This is a genomic window from Shewanella hanedai (assembly GCF_007197645.1).
GTDB lineage: Bacteria > Pseudomonadota > Gammaproteobacteria > Enterobacterales > Shewanellaceae > Shewanella > Shewanella hanedai.
Map to the genome: position 1 here is coordinate 92,946 of NZ_VKGK01000006.1, position 20,228 is coordinate 113,173.

The 20,228-nt window shown below is 42.2% G+C and carries 13 protein-coding genes; 6 read left to right on the forward strand and 7 right to left on the reverse strand.

What is annotated here, in order from left to right; translation table 11 throughout:
• Positions 1-139: 139 nt before the first annotated feature.
• Together FN961_RS07040 and FN961_RS07045 are read right to left on the reverse strand one after the other, a co-directional pair.
• Positions 140-2,029: a S8 family peptidase gene (locus FN961_RS07040; protein ID WP_143563844.1), complete on the reverse strand. Its 1,890-nt coding sequence runs from the start codon at positions 2,027-2,029 to the stop codon at positions 140-142.
• Between the two features lie 609 nt (positions 2,030-2,638).
• Positions 2,639-3,121, reverse strand: a complete 483-nt coding sequence (locus tag FN961_RS07045; RefSeq protein ID WP_143563845.1) for a VF530 family protein — start codon at positions 3,119-3,121, stop codon at positions 2,639-2,641.
• A gap of 280 nt (positions 3,122-3,401) precedes the next feature.
• On the opposite strand from FN961_RS07045, the gene FN961_RS07050 reads away from it, so the two are divergent.
• The 4 genes from FN961_RS07050 (at position 3,402) to FN961_RS07065 (ending at position 6,731) form a co-directional block, all read left to right on the forward strand.
• Positions 3,402-5,006, forward strand: a complete 1,605-nt coding sequence (locus FN961_RS07050; RefSeq protein WP_143563846.1) for an ABC-F family ATPase — start codon at positions 3,402-3,404, stop codon at positions 5,004-5,006.
• A gap of 273 nt (positions 5,007-5,279) precedes the next feature.
• Positions 5,280-5,498, forward strand: coding sequence for an EF-hand domain-containing protein (locus tag FN961_RS07055; protein WP_143563847.1), 219 nt, complete (start codon positions 5,280-5,282; stop codon positions 5,496-5,498).
• 136 nt (positions 5,499-5,634) lie between these two features.
• A complete protein-coding gene (locus FN961_RS25930; protein WP_221936108.1) occupies positions 5,635-5,865 on the forward strand; it encodes a hypothetical protein in 231 nt (76 codons plus the stop codon).
• Complete coding sequence (locus FN961_RS07065) at positions 5,814-6,731, forward strand: putative bifunctional diguanylate cyclase/phosphodiesterase (protein ID WP_185972742.1); 918 nt, start codon at positions 5,814-5,816, stop codon at positions 6,729-6,731. The genes FN961_RS25930 and FN961_RS07065 overlap by 52 nt, the downstream gene beginning before the upstream one ends.
• Positions 6,732-6,760: 29 nt before the next feature.
• Here the strand turns inward: FN961_RS07065 and FN961_RS07070 are convergent, their stop codons facing one another.
• Both FN961_RS07070 and FN961_RS07075 read right to left on the reverse strand, forming a co-directional pair.
• Positions 6,761-8,002: an HD-GYP domain-containing protein gene (locus tag FN961_RS07070; protein WP_143563848.1), complete on the reverse strand. Its 1,242-nt coding sequence runs from the start codon at positions 8,000-8,002 to the stop codon at positions 6,761-6,763.
• 149 nt (positions 8,003-8,151) lie between these two features.
• Positions 8,152-11,145 (reverse strand): UvrD-helicase domain-containing protein, encoded by a 2,994-nt coding sequence (locus tag FN961_RS07075; protein WP_143563849.1) that lies wholly within the window; start codon positions 11,143-11,145, stop codon positions 8,152-8,154.
• Positions 11,146-11,409: 264 nt separating this feature from the next.
• Here FN961_RS07075 and FN961_RS07080 point away from each other — a divergent pair, with 264 nt between their 5' ends.
• Complete coding sequence (locus FN961_RS07080; RefSeq protein WP_143563850.1) at positions 11,410-12,744, forward strand: permease; 1,335 nt, start codon at positions 11,410-11,412, stop codon at positions 12,742-12,744.
• A gap of 511 nt (positions 12,745-13,255) precedes the next feature.
• Here FN961_RS07080 and FN961_RS07085 read toward each other — a convergent pair.
• A complete protein-coding gene (locus FN961_RS07085; RefSeq protein WP_143563851.1) occupies positions 13,256-14,146 on the reverse strand; it encodes a LysR family transcriptional regulator in 891 nt (296 codons plus the stop codon).
• Between the two features lie 135 nt (positions 14,147-14,281).
• On the opposite strand from FN961_RS07085, the gene FN961_RS07090 reads away from it, so the two are divergent.
• Complete coding sequence (locus FN961_RS07090) at positions 14,282-15,538, forward strand: adenylosuccinate synthetase (protein WP_143563852.1); 1,257 nt, start codon at positions 14,282-14,284, stop codon at positions 15,536-15,538.
• A 58-nt stretch (positions 15,539-15,596) separates the two neighbouring features.
• Here the strand turns inward: FN961_RS07090 and FN961_RS07095 are convergent, their stop codons facing one another.
• Together FN961_RS07095 and FN961_RS07100 are read right to left on the reverse strand one after the other, a co-directional pair.
• Complete coding sequence (locus tag FN961_RS07095) at positions 15,597-18,701, reverse strand: DUF3857 domain-containing transglutaminase family protein (protein ID WP_143563853.1); 3,105 nt, start codon at positions 18,699-18,701, stop codon at positions 15,597-15,599.
• A gap of 432 nt (positions 18,702-19,133) precedes the next feature.
• Positions 19,134-20,201 carry a PepSY-associated TM helix domain-containing protein gene (locus FN961_RS07100; protein ID WP_143563854.1) on the reverse strand — a complete coding sequence of 356 codons (1,068 nt, stop codon included), beginning with the start codon at positions 20,199-20,201 and terminating at the stop codon, positions 19,134-19,136.
• Positions 20,202-20,228 lie beyond the last annotated feature (27 nt).

Here is a 20,228-nt window from a genome sequence, read left to right on the forward strand (position 1 = left end):
ATTTTTTAACTGATATGAATATTATTGAATTATTATTCAAAAAATAACAGTGTATATCTATAAATCCATTATCTTTATTACATAGATGGTCAAATAAAAAGCAGAGCCAACAACGGCTCTGCTTTGTGACAATGACGCTTTAGTAGCTTGCAGTGATCTGCAGTCCACTATAGGCAGAGTAACCTCTTAACATCACGTGATAAGTTCCAGCCTGCGTAACATGTAAAGAGCAGGTTTCGTTATTACCATTTCTATAAGGGCGGCAATCGTAACTACTTGTTGTCGGAGCGCTCCCTGCTTTCACATACAGATCAGCATCACCACTTCCACCACTGGTAGTTATAGTCAGTTGAGAATTAGCAGGCACATCTATTGTATAGAATGTTTCAGAGCTTCTTGAGCCACTCACATTCGTTACAGGTACACCATTCTCTAAACAAGCACCGCTAGTACACCCACCAGAACCGGTAGTGTAGCTGGCTGTGAGTGTTGCATTGCTATAGTTTGAATAGCCACGAACCATGACATACCATTTCCCTGCTGCAGGTGCAGTAAAATCACATGATTCAGTGTTACCACTTTTATATGGTCGACATTGATATTGAGTTTGGGTTGGTTTGGTTCCTTGTTGAACATAAATGTCCGCATCCCCCGAACCACCAGCTAAATTGACTGACAAAGCAGTTGCGCCGGCTGGCACATCAATAAAGAACATGGTTTCTGAGCCAGTCGCACCATTAATCGTTACACCTTGATTATTAGTCAGCTCTGTATCGCCACTTGGTGGACAATCAGTACCACAACCACCGCCATCTCCATTAAGAGAATAAAGTAGTTTATTTGGCGAACCAGATCTCGCGTCTGTCACTTTACCGCTTGATGCGCGGGACGATAGAAACGACTCGATTTGTGTGGGGGAAGAACTTGGCGTTTCATCTAAGTACAGAGCAGCAACACCAGCAACGTGTGGCGCAGCCATTGAAGTACCACTAATGGTGTTCGTTGCTGAATTAGAATTATACCAAGCAGAAGTAATACTAGAACCAGGTGCGTAGATATCTAAACAAGTACCAAAATTTGAAAAACTAGAACGCGAATCACTACTTGTTGTAGAACCAACGGTAATTGCATCAGCAGCGCGAGCGGGTGAGTAATTACACGCATTGCTGTTGTCATTACCAGCGGCAACAACAAAGGTGATCCCCGCAGCAACGGCTGAGTTCACTGCATCATCGGTAGCTTGTGACGCACCGCCACCTAAGCTCATATTGGCCACTGAAGGTCCCTGAGCATTATTCTTAACCCAGTTAATTCCTGCAATGACACCAGAGTTACTACCAGAACCCGTACAACCGAGTACACGAACTCCGACGACATTCACGTTCTTTGCGACACCATAAGTAGAACCACCTATCGTGCCGGCAACGTGAGTGCCATGACCATTACAGTCTGTAGCATCGTTATCATTATCGACAAAATCGTAGCCGCTAGATGCACGGCCACCAAACTCATTGTGGCTATTTAATACGCCAGTATCGACAACATAGGCGGTCACACCACTACCATCAAAATCGTAGTGATAATTACTGTTTAGCGGGAGATCACGTTGATCTACTCGATCAAGACCCCAAGTTGCACTGCCTTGATCACCGGCAGTATTCACCATGGGGTTAATAGACATGATCTGATCTTGCTCTATGTATTTCACGTTAGGGTCTTTTTGCAAAGCTTTTAACTGCTCTTTAGTTGCTTGCACTAAAACACCGTTAAGTGAATTACCAAAGTTTCTTTTTACATTAACATTGTACCGATTAGCCAGTGAATTACCTTGCTGAATAGCGAAACTCTCCACTGCCATATTATCGGATATATTTAAAACACTTGGGGTATTGAATACGACGATATAGTTATCTTTAATAGCTCTTGATTGTTCGACCTCAATCATTTGAGCTTGATAAACATCAGCGTGTACAGCACTAGATGAAATTACTGCAGCAATCGCTACTGCTATCAATTGTTTCTTATGCATGTGTTACTCCATTTATTATAATTTTGCCAAGAGGCTCAATTAACCTAGAGTATTTTTTATCCATTGTGAATAACGATTTTAAAAGTCAACATGGTGATGTTATCAAAGTGTAAAACTACATTTACGGGTAATGCTCAAGCAGTACGATATGATAATTATATTTGAACACTAAATAATTACCTTAACGACATACTAAAAGTCATTAGACTAAGAATTGGAATGCAAGAGATAATTGTTTATTATTGTTTTTTATCATGCAATTAAGTTAGCGCTAAATTTTTGTGATATCGTTTGATATAAAATATGTAATTCCATATTAAAACAAATATTGTATTCGCTTCCGTGTAAGCTAAAAGTATAATGTTTATAAAAACTGATTGGACAGTATCTGACTTAATTGTTTTGTTATATCTATATTCAGTTAAAGAATAAATATCTAGTAATACTATTATCTTCAAATGAGATTTTATCTACTCATAAACAGAATAAGGGGAGTTATAAGTATTTAATGCTGCAATAGTGTACGAATTGTAAAATATAAAACTAAAGCCTGCACTTAAATAAGTCGATACAGGCTTTAATGAGTCGAAAGTCTATAATCAGGGCTCGTTATTTACCCCAAGGGTTATTTGGATCTTGTGAGGGCTTAGCACGATTTTCATTCGTACGTGTTTTATAAGCGCCTTCATGCACTTTTTTACTGTAACCCTTACTGTTATTTGCTTTCATAGCTTCATAATCAGCAGTGGCTTTAGTGCGCATCTGTTCAATCAATTCAATCGTCAACGGCTCTGGCTTACGCGGCACAATACCATTAGCAAAACCACGTTCACGAGGTTTAAGTTCAAATTGTGCAGAGCTTCCCTTAGGCATACGCTTGAAGCGGTAAAGATAAAAGCTTTCTACTCGCTCTCTGGCCCATTCAGTTTTCTTTAAAAACTTAAGGCTACCTTCATGAGAAGGGTTAAGATTAAAGCACTCTAAACGCAATGCAGCATAGAGAATCTTCCAATCATAAAATTTAACCAACTCAGTAAGCATTATTTCGAGTCCAAGGCCATGCAGTGGGTTGTTTTGTTGCTCTTCAATCATGGGGTGTTCCATATGCTAATGTGTTTCTTTGCGCAGTATAATATCAAAAAATTTAAGTAACACACATGCATATTATCGATTGAAACAATGAAAGTGGCATTAAAGTCAGGTTTCTATAGCAATACTTGGCCAATGTGCTCGACATACTGTGGGCATAATCTGTATAATCCGCGACCTAATAAATTTATTACGCTAATACGCACGTCTTATTTTGGCCTCAGTTTCATCATCCGAGCTTAGTCAATAATTAACCTGCTTAACAAAATCTGGGAATACTTCTTTGATCTCTACCGCGAATATCACAATGCAGTTCGGCGCTGAGCCTCTGTTTGAAAACATTTCAGCCAAATTCGGTCATGGCAACCGTTATGGTTTAATCGGCGCAAACGGTTGTGGCAAGTCCACATTCATGAAGATCCTAAGCGGCGCACTCGCACCAAGTTCAGGTAACGTATCTATTACTCCAGGTTTAAAACTTGGTACGCTTAGTCAAGATCAGTTTGCTTTTGAGCAATACAGTGTTGTCGATACTGTGATCATGGGCGACGCTAAGCTGTGGGAAATTAAGCAAGAGCGTGAGCGCATCTACTCTCTACCAGAGATGAGTGATGAAGATGGCATGAGAGTTGGCGATCTTGAAAGTGAATTTGCCGAAATGGATGGATACAGTGCTGAAAGTCGTGCTGGTGAAATCTTACTTGAAGCCGGTATTGAAGAGAATTTTCACTTCGGTTTAATGAGTCAAGTTGCTCCAGGTTGGAAATTGCGTGTGTTACTTGCACAAGCCCTATTTTCAAACCCAGACATCCTGTTACTCGATGAGCCTACCAACAACTTGGACATTCATACCATTAGTTGGTTAGCCGCTGAATTGAACAAACGTAAATGCACCATGATCATCATCTCTCACGATAGACACTTTTTAAACTCAGTGTGTACGCATATGGCTGATATCGATTACGGCGAGCTACGTATCTATCCTGGTAACTATGAGTATTTCCTTGCGCAATCTGGCCTAATTCAGGAACAGTTACTCGCTGGTAATGCGAAGAAAAGCGCAGAGATGGCAGAGTTACAAGACTTCGTCAATCGTTTCGGTGCTAACGCATCTAAAGCGAAACAAGCAAGTTCTCGTGCTAAGAAGCTAGATAAAATCAGTCTTGATGATGTTAAATCATCGAGCCGTATGACTCCATCATTGCGTTTTGATGAAAGTAAAAAAATGCACCGCCAAGCACTTGTGATTGAAGAGCTTGGTCATGGATTTGATGAAGGTTTCCTATTCCAAGGTGGCAACCTAATCCTTGAAGCTGGCGCTAAACTCGCGGTAATCGGTGAGAATGGTGTGGGTAAAACTACCCTACTTCGCTGCTTAGTCAATGAGCTTACAAATGTTGAAGGCGTAGTTAAGTGGTCTGAAAATGCAGCCATTGGTTACTGCCCGCAAGATAGCAGCAAAGATTTTGATAACGACCTGACATTGTTCGATTGGATGTCTCAGTGGCGCACACCTAAGCATAACGACCTAATGGTTCGTGGCATGCTTGGTCGTTTATTGTTTACTGAAGATGATGCCAACAAGAAAGCCCGTAACTGTTCAGGTGGTGAAAAGAACCGTTTGTTATTTGGTAAGTTAATGATGCAAGACATCAACGTGCTCATCATGGATGAGCCGACTAACCACATGGACATGGAAGCAATTGAAGCACTAAACAATGCATTGAAACTGTTTGAAGGTACGTTAATATTTGTCAGTCACGATCGTGAGTTTGTCTCTTCACTTGCTACACACATCATCGATGTGAAAGATAAAAAGCTTGTGAATTTCCACGGCACGTTCGATGAGTACTTAGCGAGCCAAGCTGAAAACGAAGCAAGAAAATAGCCGTTTAATACCGAGCTGATAAGCTAGAAAACTCCTATTTAGGCTGAGATAATTAACTTCTACAACACCGTTAATTATCTCAGCCTTTTTTGTGCCCAACACTCTCTACAAGCCCTTATCCATACAGGCTTATTCTTCTATCGCATTACTTTCTAATCTAAATTTTTACTGTAAAGCCTTGAAACGACTCTGATGAATCACCATTAATATGGTATGAGGGCAGTAAGCTATCCTCCTGTCCATAACCAATACCAATGAGTACAAGGAAGATTTATGACATTGATGAGCATTGAAGAACTAGAAGACAACTTTAACCATTTCGACATTGATAGTGACGGCACCATAGAGCTTTCTGAGTTTAATCACTTGTTGGTTGCCCTTGAAGCGATTGAGCCAGGAGAAAGCGATTCCATTGGTTTTGAAGCTATAGACACTGATAGTAATGGTCGAATCGATTTTAAAGAGTTTTCTGATTGGTTTAACAATCGGTAGCGATTAATATTTCCTCTTACTTTCCGGGCTAACACGTCCGGATACTTTGCATTTTTATTCTCTATAGCTCACCAGCTTTAAGCAACCATGCCTCACTCAAAAGTTACGCCATTTCGTTCAATGTTAAGACTCTGGTGTGTGCTGCGCGACGACAGGAGCTAGGGATCACAGCATTCAAGCAGCGATATCTGCCGCTGCGGGTGGATCTACTTTTGCCTCCTGTTTGATGGAGGCACTTGCTGTAGGTGCAGGTCAACTCAATGGCGGGCAGGAGATCTTCCATGGCGTGATAAAGCGGTTCGTGCACCCGTCAGTGTGGGGATCTCTGTTTACCCATCAGATGGTCAAGATATCAATACCCTCATGAAACAGGCCGATACCGCAATGTACCGTGCTAAATCCCACGGCGGCAGTCAATTCCAGTTCTATGAATACGGAATGGAGGCTGAACTGGTTCGCAGAGTAGAACTTGAGCGTGACCTACGTAAAGCCATAGATAAAGGGGAACTGGTACTGCATTACCAGCCACAAATTAATCTTAAAACGGGCAAGTTGATGGGCGCTGAAGCGCTAGTCAGATGGAATCATCCCGAACGCGGATTTATGTCGCCTGAGGAATTTATTCCACTGGCAGAAGAATCAGGTTTAATCATTCCCTTAGGTGAATGGGTGTTAAACCAGAGTTGCCAGCAAATTAAACTCTGGATAAACAAAGGGCTAGATTTAGACTTCGTTGCCGTCAATTTATCAGGACACCAAATGAAACAAGCTTATTTACTTGAATTGATAAAAAACTATCTCGATAGCCACCAATTAGATGCCAAACACATACAATTGGAGATGACAGAAAGTGTGATGGCGACAGAGTCTGAATCATGTCTAAATTTGCTTAATGACTTAAAAGAGATGGGAATATCTGTAGCCATCGATGACTTTGGCACCGGTTACTCCTCCTCCTTAAGTTATTTGACTAAATTTCCTGTGGACACCCTTAAAATTGATCACTCATTTATCACCAATCTGCCTGATGATAAAGACAGTGCTACCGTGACCTCAGGTATTATTGCTCTAGCCCATAAATTAGGAATGCAAGTCATTGCCGAGGGAGTAGAGTCAGAAGTTCAGCGAGATTTTTTGCTACAAGAACAATGTGATTGGATTCAAGGTTATCTTACCAGTCGACCGCCCCGCCTGAAGAGTTTGAAGCCTGGCTCAATACTTATCATCCAGTGAACACCATTAAACCTTAACACGATACTGATTCAGGCTTCATCGCCTCGTACAACTTGATTAAATATATCAACCCAGAAAGGATCAAACTGAGTACCTGAAAAATTATTCACCTCAATCATGGTACGAACCAAAGGACGTTTTAACAAGGTGTGATGGGCTCGCTCATGTGATCTCGCATCAAATGTATCTGCAATGGCTAATATTTTTGCACCATCACAAATCTTATCCTCGGTTAAATGATTCGGATAGCCAGAGCCATCAACTTGCTCGTGATGCTGTAACACTATCTGAGCCGCATCGCTCCACTTTTCTGATTGATTCAATAACAAGCTACCAGCACCTGGATGTCGCTGTAATGCGATAATTTCGGTTTCATTAAGCGCACCAGTGTTCATCAATAGAGAGCGGGGAAGAAAGGACATACCAAGGTCATGCATTAATACTGCAACAGTGAGTTGTGTTGCATCAACTCGTTGACCTGATTTTTCATTCATTGCCAATGACAGAATTAATAAACGCAGCGTCCGCCCCTTCCAGTAAAAAGAACGACTTTCTAACGGCACGATTAAGCCAATAAAAAATAAAATATCTTCATCAATTTCAACATCATACTCTAAAAGCACATCACTAACATCTTTATGGCTTATTGACTTGTCACTCACTAAATAATTGGTATTAACCTGTAACTCTCTATTGAGTGTTGTGCTCGTTTCGTTATCGCTACTTTTAATGACAGCTTCATCTATTGAAGTCTCTAGCGTATCAAGTGGTGTATTTAAATGCGTGTCAGGGTCTAAGATGAACAGACAGGTTCTTACATATTGAATTCTATCTTTTGGTTCAACATCAACCATACAACTGATGTTGACACATAAAGTGTCGATATCAACCTCAGACAATATGAGAGGGGTTCCACCTACTATTGCCTTAACCATGTTTTCTGTTCTGTCTAAAGTCAGTAAAATGACATCACAGAGAAGGCTGTCATAGGCGATAGAGTTCTTACGAATGGCATCAAGAAGATCTTCTAAGCTCTGTATTAATGGGGTCAGCTCTTTCAAGCCCACAAAAACCAGATTACCTTTGATGGTATGAATGGCTCTGAACAAAGAGTTTAAAAGTTCGCTGTTTTCAGGGTCGTGTTCCAGTTGAATTAATACCGTGTCACACGTTTGGTGTGCACTCAAAAAGTCATCGAAAAATTCTCCCATTGCTTCACTATCGATTTGATGGTCACTACTCCCTACAAAAGAGTTGTTCAGATCGGCCATGACACGTTCCCCAATTTCAGATCACTGGATATCAGATGCTTTAAGTATATACCCTGCTTCAGATATATCCCCAAAGCATCTCAATATGCATAATTTTATTGGATCACAGGCCATGAATAGCAATCCCGACAGCCGGATCTATTACAACATTATGTCAGCGCTTCATCTTTAATAGGTAAATTAGCAGTGTATTTACAACTATTAGCATGATTAACTCGATGCTGATTACAAGCTAGAAAGGCTTTACCACTCTTGCTGTTCGTGCGCTTAATCAATTTACCCGTGATACATTCAGGGCAAACTGGGACTTGATGCAAACATTGACCAGAGGCACAAAAATGGTGAGTCTCGTTACGCAACATAGGCGCACTTTGACAAGATGGGCAGCTCTCCAACTTAGTGTCACAGTAATGCCTGCCTAATGAGCAAGCATAATACACACCGTATGGTCCTTCAGTAGGAATGAGCTTGCCCTCATTGCATTCAGGACAATTGATATCGTCAATATAAAGGGCTGCAAGCTCGCTAAGGTGACAGTTCACATCCTCTTTGAACTGCATAAGCTCTTTGACAAAAATGGACTCTCTACCTAATTCAGCTTGAACAAAAACCCTTTTCTTGGCGCGGGACAAGGCTACATAAAACAGACGGCGCTCTTCGGTATAGGCATAAACATCAAGTTGTGGCAGTAACATTTCTAAAATGGGATCGCTGGCAATCTTGCTCGGAAAGCCATACTTATCATCATTCACATCCAGCACAATAACAAAGTCAGCTTGTTTGCCTTTTGATGCGTGGGCAGAAACGCCCCTGATCTTAAGTTGTGGGTGACGTTTCTGCCAACTGGCCAGATCGTTGAGAGAGCTTTTAAAACGACTAATCACCATCACAGTTACTGCACGAGTAGCCGAGTTAGAGCCTGTGTCAGCAGAAGCATTAGAAGATATATGAGTAAGAATATTCTCAAACGCCAACGCTAAACTTGCCTCTTTCGAGTCAATCAATAAACACACTTCAGGATTATCACTCACCGTATGCGTTGTGAGGCTCTTTTTCAGTTGAGCCTCGTTCGCCATAATAAATCGTGAAGCGACTTTTTCAATTCGATTGTTAAACCTGAAGGTTTTATCGAGTGTTACCGCTTTAGTCGCGCCAAAACGATTGCTAAAGTCCGTCGTTAGTCTTAAATCGCTGCCAGTAAATCGGTATATCGCCTGCCAATCATCACCGACACAAAATAGCGCACAATCTGGACTTGAATCTCGCAGCTGAGTCACCAACTTGGCGCGCTCAGCCGAGATATCCTGGAACTCATCTACCATGATATATTTAAAGCGAAACCGCCCCGCCGTCTTTTGATGAAAATCACGGGCACCAGACATCTTCACCGCTTGGGAGATCATATCTGAGAAGTCTATGGTATTGAGCGAAGTAAGGTGCTGCTCATAACGTGTGATCACCCACCTAAACAGGTGCAGAAAAGCCCGCCACCTAAGCTGATTATAAGCAGAGGCTTTATCATTACTTTGGCTGGCTCGACTCACCTTGAAAGACTCGAGATCACTCAAGGGGAACCTTGATGATTTAAACAGAGACACAAAGCTCGACATTAATCGACTCACATTGCGATAAACACCTAAGGCTTTGACCTGAATAAAGACCTCTTCAGGGGAAATCGGTTTAAACAACTCATTTTCAGCTAATCCTATCTGCTCACATCGCTGACAGAGTAAGCTTTCTAAACACTTTTCCAGTTCACCCCTGTCAGCTTGCCAGCTAAAGGTTTGCAGTAAACAGGTTTGATGATGTTCATGGAGCGCAATTTTCCATTCACGGCTTAGTTTATAGGCGGTTTTATCGATATCGGGACGCGTGTTACCCGCTTTATCAATGCCAAAATGCTCTAAATAAGCATCAAGGGCAGGAATATAAAAATCCGGTTGATAGACACTTTTCCCCGGCTCACTGACACCTCCCCCATTTTTTGCTTTGTAGCGCGGCTCATACTCAAAATCGATGCCGTGAGTATAGAGATAGTTACAGATCATCAGCTCTTGGAAGCTCTTTACCAAATCTCCCGACAGGGCTCTTATCTCATTATCCTTAATGTATGTTCGATACTGGCCTTGGGTATCAAAATCAAGCTCGTTCACTTGCGGATACAAGTAACGACCAAAATAATCGGCCACGGGATCGGCCATCTTAGGATCCGCCACAATTTCATCAATCTGCTGATCGATAAATTGCGTAAAACGCTTATCATCGGTCGCCAAGACGGAAACTTGGGTTGAGCGGCTTTCATAAAACTGAATAATCTCTTTACCTAAACCATGAAAGGTACTCACTTTCACCGCTTTTAGCTCCCCACTTGTGTAGACCCGCTCCTTAAGCTCCTTCATGGCATCGTTACCATAGGCCAACATCAAGATCTCATGAGGCTTAGCTAAACCTTCTTTAACCAAATAGGCCGCTTTCGCCGCCATGGTACTGGTCTTGCCTGTTCCAGCACCGGCAATGACTAAGGTATTATTCTCATCGATGACACAAGCTTCACGCTGCAGTGGCGTTAATGGATTATCCTCCAAAGAATCAAACAGCTGTTGATGCTTAACTAACTGCTTCTCCTGCCACCATTGATTGTATTTCGCTGTATAAGATTTTGGCTCCCCAATAAAGTTAGCCAAACGGCAATCAAGTTGGGTGACATCAAACTTAAATTTTTTGAAATGATCAAGCTGTTTAAATGATGCAAAAGCATTTGAGTAGGACTTTAGAAACTCGACTCGGTCTGAATCTCGCAGATAACGGCGATGCAATCTCCACTCACTATCAAACTTGGCAATATCGACAAGTAAGCCTTCGTATGTTTGCAATAAAGCAGGTCGACAAAACACAAGTCTGTTGTGTTTAGCGAGTTTGAATAATGGTTTTCTCGGCGTAAACCGGAAGAAAGTAAACTTGTTGCGGCCCCAAACTAATGTCTGCGTAAACCAACCTTCCCTCACCTCTACCGTTTCATCAATATTCGGATAGGAGAATAATTTACCGTCAATGGTTAAGCCTTGCTCACATAAACTGGCTTTTTGTGCAAAAAACAATCCCTGCAGAAAACCAAATTCAACCGCATGTCGCCTAAGCTCCATTTACCACCTCAGAGATACAAAATACCTGAGCATATTAACAATTAAATACAGGCGAAAATACAATAAACACCGCAAGACAATGAAAATAAAGGGAGATTAATACGCCATTAAAAAATAGCGATTGTTGTGTTGTTTAGCGCCAATAACAGGACTATTATGCTAAAGTATCTCAAAAAGCTCGCATTATGTGTGCTCCTAGCACGCCGCCGAGCTCCTTTTCTCTGTTCTTCATTTTAGTCTTTAACTTATTTAAAAGGGATCGTTATGGAACACAGTGCAATGCAAGTGATCATGCATGTCATTGATACGTTGAGTGGCATGGTATGGCAAATTTATTGGCCGTTAGCTTTTGGCTTGATGCTCTCATCTTTACTCAGGCATATTCTGCCTGTAGATCAAGTCATTAAGCATCTTGGACACACCAACATCAAAAGCTTAACCCTAGTAACCCTTCTCGGGATGGTATCTTCATCCTGCTCCTATGCCGCCGCGTCACTTTCAAAAACCTTACTAACAAAGAAAGCCAGTTTGCCCAATGCTATGGCCTTTCTGGTCGCCAGCACCAACTTAATTCTTGAGATGTTTATCGTACTGGTGTCGTTACTCGGATGGTATTTTCTTTGGGGTGAAATCATCGGCGGGATCATTCTTATTATTATCGTTGCCGTCGTTTTCCATTTTTACCCAAAAACACAACTCGATGCTTTAGAAGATAAGCTTGGTAATAGCCCTGCCATGTCAGACTGTGGTATGGACATGTCGAGCATGAAGAAACAGAGTACTGATGATTCGATGTCTGGCTCTGAGATGGACATGTCTAGTATGAAAAAAGACAGTGCTGATGATGATTCGATGTCGGATTGCGGTATGGATATGTCCAGTATGAAGAAAGAAAGTCCTGATGATTCAATGTCAGACTGCGGCATGGACATGAGTAAGGGCTCTATGGGTACCATGGATATGGGCAAGATGGACCATAAAGCTCAACCTGCCAACGATGCCTCATTCAATTCAAAGCTCAAGCACAGTGCTGGTTTTTTCCAAATGGACATCAGCATGATTGGTAGAGAGATCCTCATCGGTGTGGTGATTTCATCGCTACTCATTGCGTTAGTTCCGCAGGACTGGTGGAGAGAACTCTTCATTAACAATCAAACCATCTTGCCATCTTGGTTGCATTCATTGCTTGATGTGGTGATAGGTATTCTGGTTGCCGTGATAGCGTATGTCTGTTCAGTGGGTAACTTGCTGTTGGCTGCTGCACTTTGGCACGGCGGGATATCTTTTGGCGGCGTAATGGGCTTTATTCTTGCTGATGTGATCACGATTCCCATGACGCAGGTTTACAAGAACTACTACGGTGTCGCCCCAGCTCGCTGGATTGTTGGCTTACTGTTCCTCAGTATTCTTGCTACCGGGTTAATCTTAGATGTCCTCTTTAGCCAAGTTGATTGGTCAGCCTCCAAAGAGGCACTACGAACCTTACATCAATCAGGCTTTGGGCTTAACTTCACCACAGTAATGAACTTGATCTTTATGCCTTTATCTATCTGGTATTATCGATTAGGTCGCAAGACTAACGCCGCAAACGGAATGTAAAGTACGTGCTTTATCCTGCTAGGACTAAAGCTAAGAAGGACGGGCTTCGCCCTGCTAGGACGGCACTTCGTGCCTGCGAGAGCGTTCGCAAACTCACTTCTAGGGCGCTTCGCTTCGAGGTTAAGAGCTGGGATTAACGTCAAAAGCGACTTGTACTAGGATAGCGGAACGCTTCGCTGACGGTAAGAGCACGAGTAAAACGGGTCATTTGCCACTGCCGTCATCCCGGGCTTGTCCCGGGATCCATTCTTTGTTCTATATTAAGACAAAAGAACGTCTCACCACGGTGAATATGGCATAGCCATGAGCTAATGAACGAGAAACATGGATGTTGAACTGGCACTTAAACAAGGACGTTGTTGCGCTTCGCTGCACAGAGTTTACGGAGAAGAGCTGGAGACAATCATTATTTCTTTTGATTTACTCCGTGACCCTCTGTGTCCTCTGTGGTGAATGGCTTTTGCTTGGTGTTTAAGAATAGTTAAGAACAGAAGCGAGTTTCGGGCTGAGGTTAGTGCTGCGAGCGAATAATCTCCTCATCAACCCATTTCAAAAGCTGTTTAATGGCTTTAGACAGGATCTGATTCTGGCGCACAATGTAACCCAAACTGGTCGTCGGAAATTGCGGTAATGGTGTCACAGTGGTCTTAAGGTTTCGTTTCGTATGAATTGAAAATTCAGGCACTATCGCCACACCAAAGCCAGCTTCGGCCCAATCTATTTGCGCATCCACACTGCCAACCTCCATGATCCTATAGGTTGGTAAATTCAGCGATGGCAAGGCTGAATCAAGCAGGTCGCGAGTTCGGGTATCGTGGCCTAATAAAATCAACGTCGGCTCACTCTCTAATACTCGTTCTGGCTGCAACATAGCCTGCTGCCATTGCGCTAAATTATCCCCTAGTGCACACCAACGTATCTGTTGTAATTCAGTAAAATGCAGTGGCTGACTCTCTTTTTGAGCGATCACAAAACCCAAATCGGCTTGTGCGCTTTTTACCAATTCTGATGCTTGTGATGAGGTGGTATTTAACAGCGAAAAATCGATCCCCGGAAATTGCGCTTTGAACAACTGAAATGGCGAGATCAGCAACAAGCGAGAGATAATGTCACTGGCCGCTATGGTCAGTGTCCCTTGACTGAGATCGTTAATCGCATTTAAATCAGCTTGGCAAACCTGTAATTCCATCAAGGTTTTATGGCTGCTCTGCAACAAACGAACGCCTGCTTCAGTTAAATGAAAAGGATTACGCTCAATCAATTTCACCCGAGTGGTACTTTCTAACTGCTTGATGTGCAAACTAACATTCGGCTGTGTCATGTGCAGCACCGCAGCCGCTTTACCAAAATGTTGCTGCTCCGCTAAGGTGACAAATGTTTTTAACCAATTGAGCTCAAGCATGCCCTTCTACCTCGTTGTTTAACTGAACCGCCACTATGATATATGAAATCCTTATCAATCCGATAATAATTATTAATTTCTCATATCTAGACAGTTCAATTAGCATAGCCTCTTAATTATTTAGGAGTGTGAGTTATGCCGTCTATTGTTGTTGTGGGTGCTAATTGGGGCGATGAAGGCAAAGGCCGTATCGTTGATTTTCTTGCGTCAGACGCTGCCGCAAGCATTCGTTTTCAAGGTGGAAATAATGCGGGCCATACTGTCGTCAATGACTTTGGTACCTTCAAATTACACCAACTTCCTAGTGGCATATTCAACCCTGATTGTACCGCAATCCTCGGTCCTGGCATGGTCATCAGCCCTGCAGCCTTGACTGAAGAGATTGCAGAAGTTAAAGCTGCTGGTGTGAATGTAAAAATGCACATCTCTGATCGCGCAACTTTATGTCTGCCGCTACACGCACTTGAAGATACATTAGAAGAGCAACGTTTAGGCGATGCTGCTTACGGTTCAACAAGGCAAGGTATTGCACCAGCCTATGGCGATCGTGTCATGAAAAAAGGGATTTTAGTCGGTTGGTTAATGCAGCCTGAAGTTCTACTTGAGCGTATTCGATTTATGCTTGATTGGAAAATGCCGCAATTAAAAGCCCTCTACCCAAGCTGTGACTTTAGCCAAAGCGCTGAAGAGATGACTGCATGGTTACTCGATGTGTCTGCTCCTTGGCGTGAGTTTATCTGCAACGTGACTGAGCCATTAAAAGTAATGCAAAGCAACAATGCTAACTTACTGTTTGAAGCTCAATTAGGTGCAGGTCGTGATTTAGTCTACGGCGAATACCCATGGACGACCTCATCAAACGTGACAGCAGCTTATGCCGGTATTGGTAGTGGTCTGCCAGCATTGCGTCCAGAGCGTATCATTGCCGTGGCGAAGTCATTTAGCTCATCTGTCGGTACTGGTACCTTGGTGACAGCAATGGAAGAGCAAGACAACTTCCGTGAATCAGCCAATGAATATGGCGCTACAACCGGTCGTCCACGTGATATGGGTTATTTTGATGCGGTAGCAACCCGAAATGGTGTTGAGCTACAAGCGGCAACTGAAATCGCACTGACTAAGATTGACTGTTTAACGGGCATGAGCGACCTTAAAATCTGTGTCGCATACACTGGCGAGCATACTGAAAACCCAATCTGGCCACAAACCGCTGCACTGACGCCTATCTATGAAGATATGCAGCCTTGGAGCGAAGACATTACCACATGTCGTACGTTTGAAAGCTTACCAGAAGCAGCGCAAGCTTATGTATTGCGTATCGAAGCGTTAATGGGTGTCGCTATCAGCATGGTATCAGTCGGTCCAGAACGTGACCAAATGATCCTGCGCTAAAAGCCTGTAAAAGATATATATAAATGGAACTCAGTTTTACCTGAGTTCCATTTTTTACTTAACCAGCTTCATTCCCTGCCCGCTTGTTGGCCTGATACCAGTTTTTTCTTAAACTTTGATAGAAAGTTAAATCAAGTTTGTCTTCGGTAGAGATTATCAACAAAAAATCACTGTCATCATTTAACTGCACCGTGATAACCGTTTGCGGATCTGAGTCGTCGCCATACTCTACCTTCAGATCTTTAACGTCGACAAAGTCAGCTGCCATGACATTAAGCTCGTCATCTTCTTTCCAGTAGGAAAATACCGATGACTCAGTAAAGCCATTACCATCTTCTTCATAGCTAATGAGTCCGTCACTATAGAACATCACGATGTCTTCATTGTCCTTGAGGATCTCATTGTGATTCATAAAGTCGATGTTACGCTGCCACACCTGCTCCCCTGTCATTATCTTACTTGACGGGAAAATGGTTAAGTCGGTTCCAACAGCAAACAATACCAAAGGAATGAAGAGAATTGACATCACGCTATGGCGCGCTTTCCAGGCTGAGTTATCAATATAGGCTGGGGATGTTTTACCATTAAGCTTAATGATGTAGTTGAGAAGCGGAAACAGCAACATTGGCGTTGCCAACATACCAACAATATACCAATTATCTGAATCATAAGTGTAATTTGCAATAAAAAACAAAATAGCACCAACAACACCAAAGCTCATTGGCATAATGGTGTTCCTCGCAAACCGCTCCTTACTATCTTCAACTAAATGGGCAAATAACGGGTAATACCAAAAGAGACTAAAAAATCCTCGAGCAATAGGCATAATGCCTAACTGCTCAGACTCTTTGACATATTTCCAGTTTCTATACATCCAATAGCTGGTGTAAATCCCCCCAGTAGACAGCGACAAAAATAACAGTTTACGCCGTGATACCGGATAATACTCCTCATCTTCATAAACAGGTCGGCTACTTGAATCTATGCGCCACGTTGCAATCGCGTAAATTAGCGCCAAGAAATAGAGCAGTACTCCCAAAATGATTAATTGATCTTTAATCTCCACATCATCATTTGCAGATGAAATTGCATCACCGATATCATTGACAGCTGCCGTGCTTCCTTCACCATACGTCATCACCGTGTAATAAAGTGACTCTTCAACTTTGTCGACGGCATCAATGTAATCAGCAACTTTATCTGCTTCAATAAACCCGACTTTAGCTTGATAATTAAATGTTAACGTTAATGTTTTCGCTGCATCATCAAAATTCGATGTGAATTCATAGGAAAAATACGCATTATTCTCGACAGTTGTCTCACTAGGAAACTCCCAGTCTCCGTTTGATACCTTTATCTCAATCCTGTGGTCTATCTTATTTGGAAAGCTAATCAAATACGGTGTAGTACGGCTAGCTTTACTCGGTTTATCCAAGGCATTTCTGATGAAATAACTGGCAAAATCAACATCAAAGTTGTCACCATCTGGCTGCCAAGCATTATCAATCACATAATCTTGCTGAGTCGACAGAACACCGGTTTGCTTATCGTCTTCAATGAGTATTTTATCGGTTAATTCGATATCAGAAAAAATCTCACGATAATAATCTTCATAAAGTGTTTGCAGCGCCTTAAAGCCAATATCTTCAACTTGATAACGAAAATTCTGCGCTCGATCCCCAAGATACAAGCTCTTAACAGAAAGTGTCGACTTACCACCTTCACCAGCGCTTAAATCGTAATATTGAGTAACGGTTAGCATTGACTGAGGATCATCAATCACCATCTCAGCTAACTCTTTAACACCGGGCTTTATCACTAAACCATATTGGTAATTAGCTTGATAAATACTCTGCAAAGGCCCTTTTTGATAGTTCATGGTCGGATCTAACCAGTAAGTCATATCCGACATTTCTACTTTGGCAATCACATGGTTGAAGGCATTTATCGAAGCGGGTTGCAAAGGCAAATCTAGGCCGTCAGCAGTATCGACAAGCACTGGGTATGCATCAATGTCCATTCCCTTGAGTAGTGCGATAAACAGCACCACTTTGTCTTTACAGTCTCCGTAGCGTCGAACCAGAGTGTCTTCGGCTAATGACGGTTGATGAGAATTAACGCCCATTTCAAGGCCTAAATAGCGGATCTGATCTTGAACATAGTTCAGTGCTGACATCACCCGCTCATTTGGCTCAGAAATCTTAAGCTTGATCTCGTCAATAACACTTTGAACACTACTATCTTCAACACTCGTCCCCGCTATGCCAGCCTTGTTATACAAAGGCTGCGCCCAATCAACCACCTTGCCCCAACTATCTATTTCTGAAAAATACACAGTCGCAAAAGGGTTGTACCAAGATGGCGTATTGCTTTCAATGAGCAATACAGGGCTATCTGAACGTGAAATGGTGTATTCGACATAAGGAGTGCTATCGATTAAAAATGCAGACTCTTTAACCTTATCTTCTGTATTTCTGATCTTTACATGCAGTGGCTTGTCTTTTCCCCACAACACTCTTACATGCTGAGAGTGCAATGGCACAGACCATTGTAAGCTTCGCCTATAAGCAAAAATATCCTGATAAATCGGGTTAGCACCAGAAACCGAAAAGCTATAATCGATTATGTCGCCGATACGTAAATCGGCCAAAATAATATTAGCCGTTAATCGCCCGTCATAAAGGCCTTGTTCGATACGCCCTTCTTGCTTTAACAAAGAGATGTCGCTACTTGGCAACATATCTATGGTTCGATCATCACGAAGAATAGCAATTGAATGAAACGTCAGAGATTCGTATAAAGGGTCAAAATCCACTTCTATCTGAGAGTTATGCTCCAATCCTCTTTGATTAACCACCAACTGTTGTAAACGCGTAAAACGAACCTGAGGACTGGTTTCATCGACCTTGACTTGGTTATCCACCAATAAATAATAATTACCTGAGTCAATGTCATCAACTGGAATCGTGTCCGGCTTCGATGTCTTTACTGATTGGACCCAAACTGGAGTCGGTTGAATATCAACACTGTGCTCCGCAGCAGCGAATGTCACTTGAGGAATTAGCACAAGTAATAACAGAGCTTGAAGATGGCAAAACACTCGACAAGCTTTAGCCATACTGCTTTTGAAGCAAGTAATATTAATCAATATTGAAATAGACAAGATTTGAACCCTTTACAGTTAAGAACAATACAGCTCGCTTACTGTTATACCCATCAGTATTTGGCTAGTACATTCGGCATTGATTCAACAGTCTACCCGAAAACCACCGTTACATTAAAGAAACCAATAATCAACAAGATTGCATCTTGTTGATTTGAGTATTCACACTGCCTAGGTATATGAGACAGACCAACAATAGGATTCACGGCATGGGATATTCACCCTCGATGATTATCAAGGATTAAGAAGAGGTAAGATTCAAAAGAGTGTATTTGAAACAAAGAAAGCAGGCTTACAGTTACATAATATGCACAAAGCCTGTCTTCCACTGTATGTGTCGTTATCCCATCATTCCGGTAACACCAGAATCCAGCACTGTAGAGCTGGATTCTGGAACAGATTCGGAAAGACTAAACCGTTCAGATAGACCGATTAAACATCTGCCTTGCGTAAACGTACTGCTGTTCTGGTTTTCATCCGACCCAATATCTCCTTGCGTGCGAACGTCACTATCACAAAGCTAACCATGAATGTGCCGACAATCGAGCTGATGATGAGTATAAGCAGATACCAGGTTGGCATTCTTGCGCCATCATGCAGAAAACGTGCAGCGTATTTTAACTGGTACATAAAGCCTTTATCACTGAAGGTTTGAGCCGAATCTAACTTACCGGTTAATAGGTCGATTTTAATGGTGTCAGTTTGCTGTAAACCTAATACATTTTCGCCGTTAAAACCGAGCGAGTAGAGATAACTCCCTACCTCTTCTTTGCGAGGTTTTGAGACTGACACAAGCTCTGACTCAGGCCATATTTTTTGTGCAGCCACAATCTGCGCTTCCCAATCACCTGCTTGCGCTAAAACTGGCTTTTCTCGACTATCGACTAACGTAGAGCTGCCGCGAACTCCGTAAGTAATGTAGGCACCGCTTATCGCCATAATCAAAAGCGGAACAGAGAAAATCAAACCGAGCTGAATATGACTCTTAATCAGCGCAGTGTTTTTGGTATTTTTAGGCAGCGTGTTTTTCCAGCGAAAGCCTTTACGCACTAACCACCATAAATAGAGACCGATAAACATGATCACCGTGGCCAAAATGGCGCTGATGGCATTAACGTGTTTTCCAGGATCGCTTAATTGAAAATTACGGTGGAAAAAGAAGATAAAGCGCCACACTTCATTGTCAGCCCTTGCCACAGAGCTTATCTTTTCAAGTTCTGTACTCAGGTAAGTAGACTCCTCTCTTGAATAGGCTTCAACATAAGGAGCTTGTTCAGTGGGTAACTTCACTCCAGAGGCGTCTGGGTAAAGCGCTAATGCCTGTGCCACAACCTCAGCTTTGTCTTCATGAGTAAGCTCAGCGTAAGTCTGACCTTTATCATCCAAACGTTTTAGTAAATCAACGCCACCTAAATATATTCCTGTTGTTAACACAACCAGCATGATCAAACTGATAATGAAGCCAATCCAGTTGTGCAATGTTTTTAATAGTTTTGTCATTTCGCTTTTTTATTATTAAACCACAAT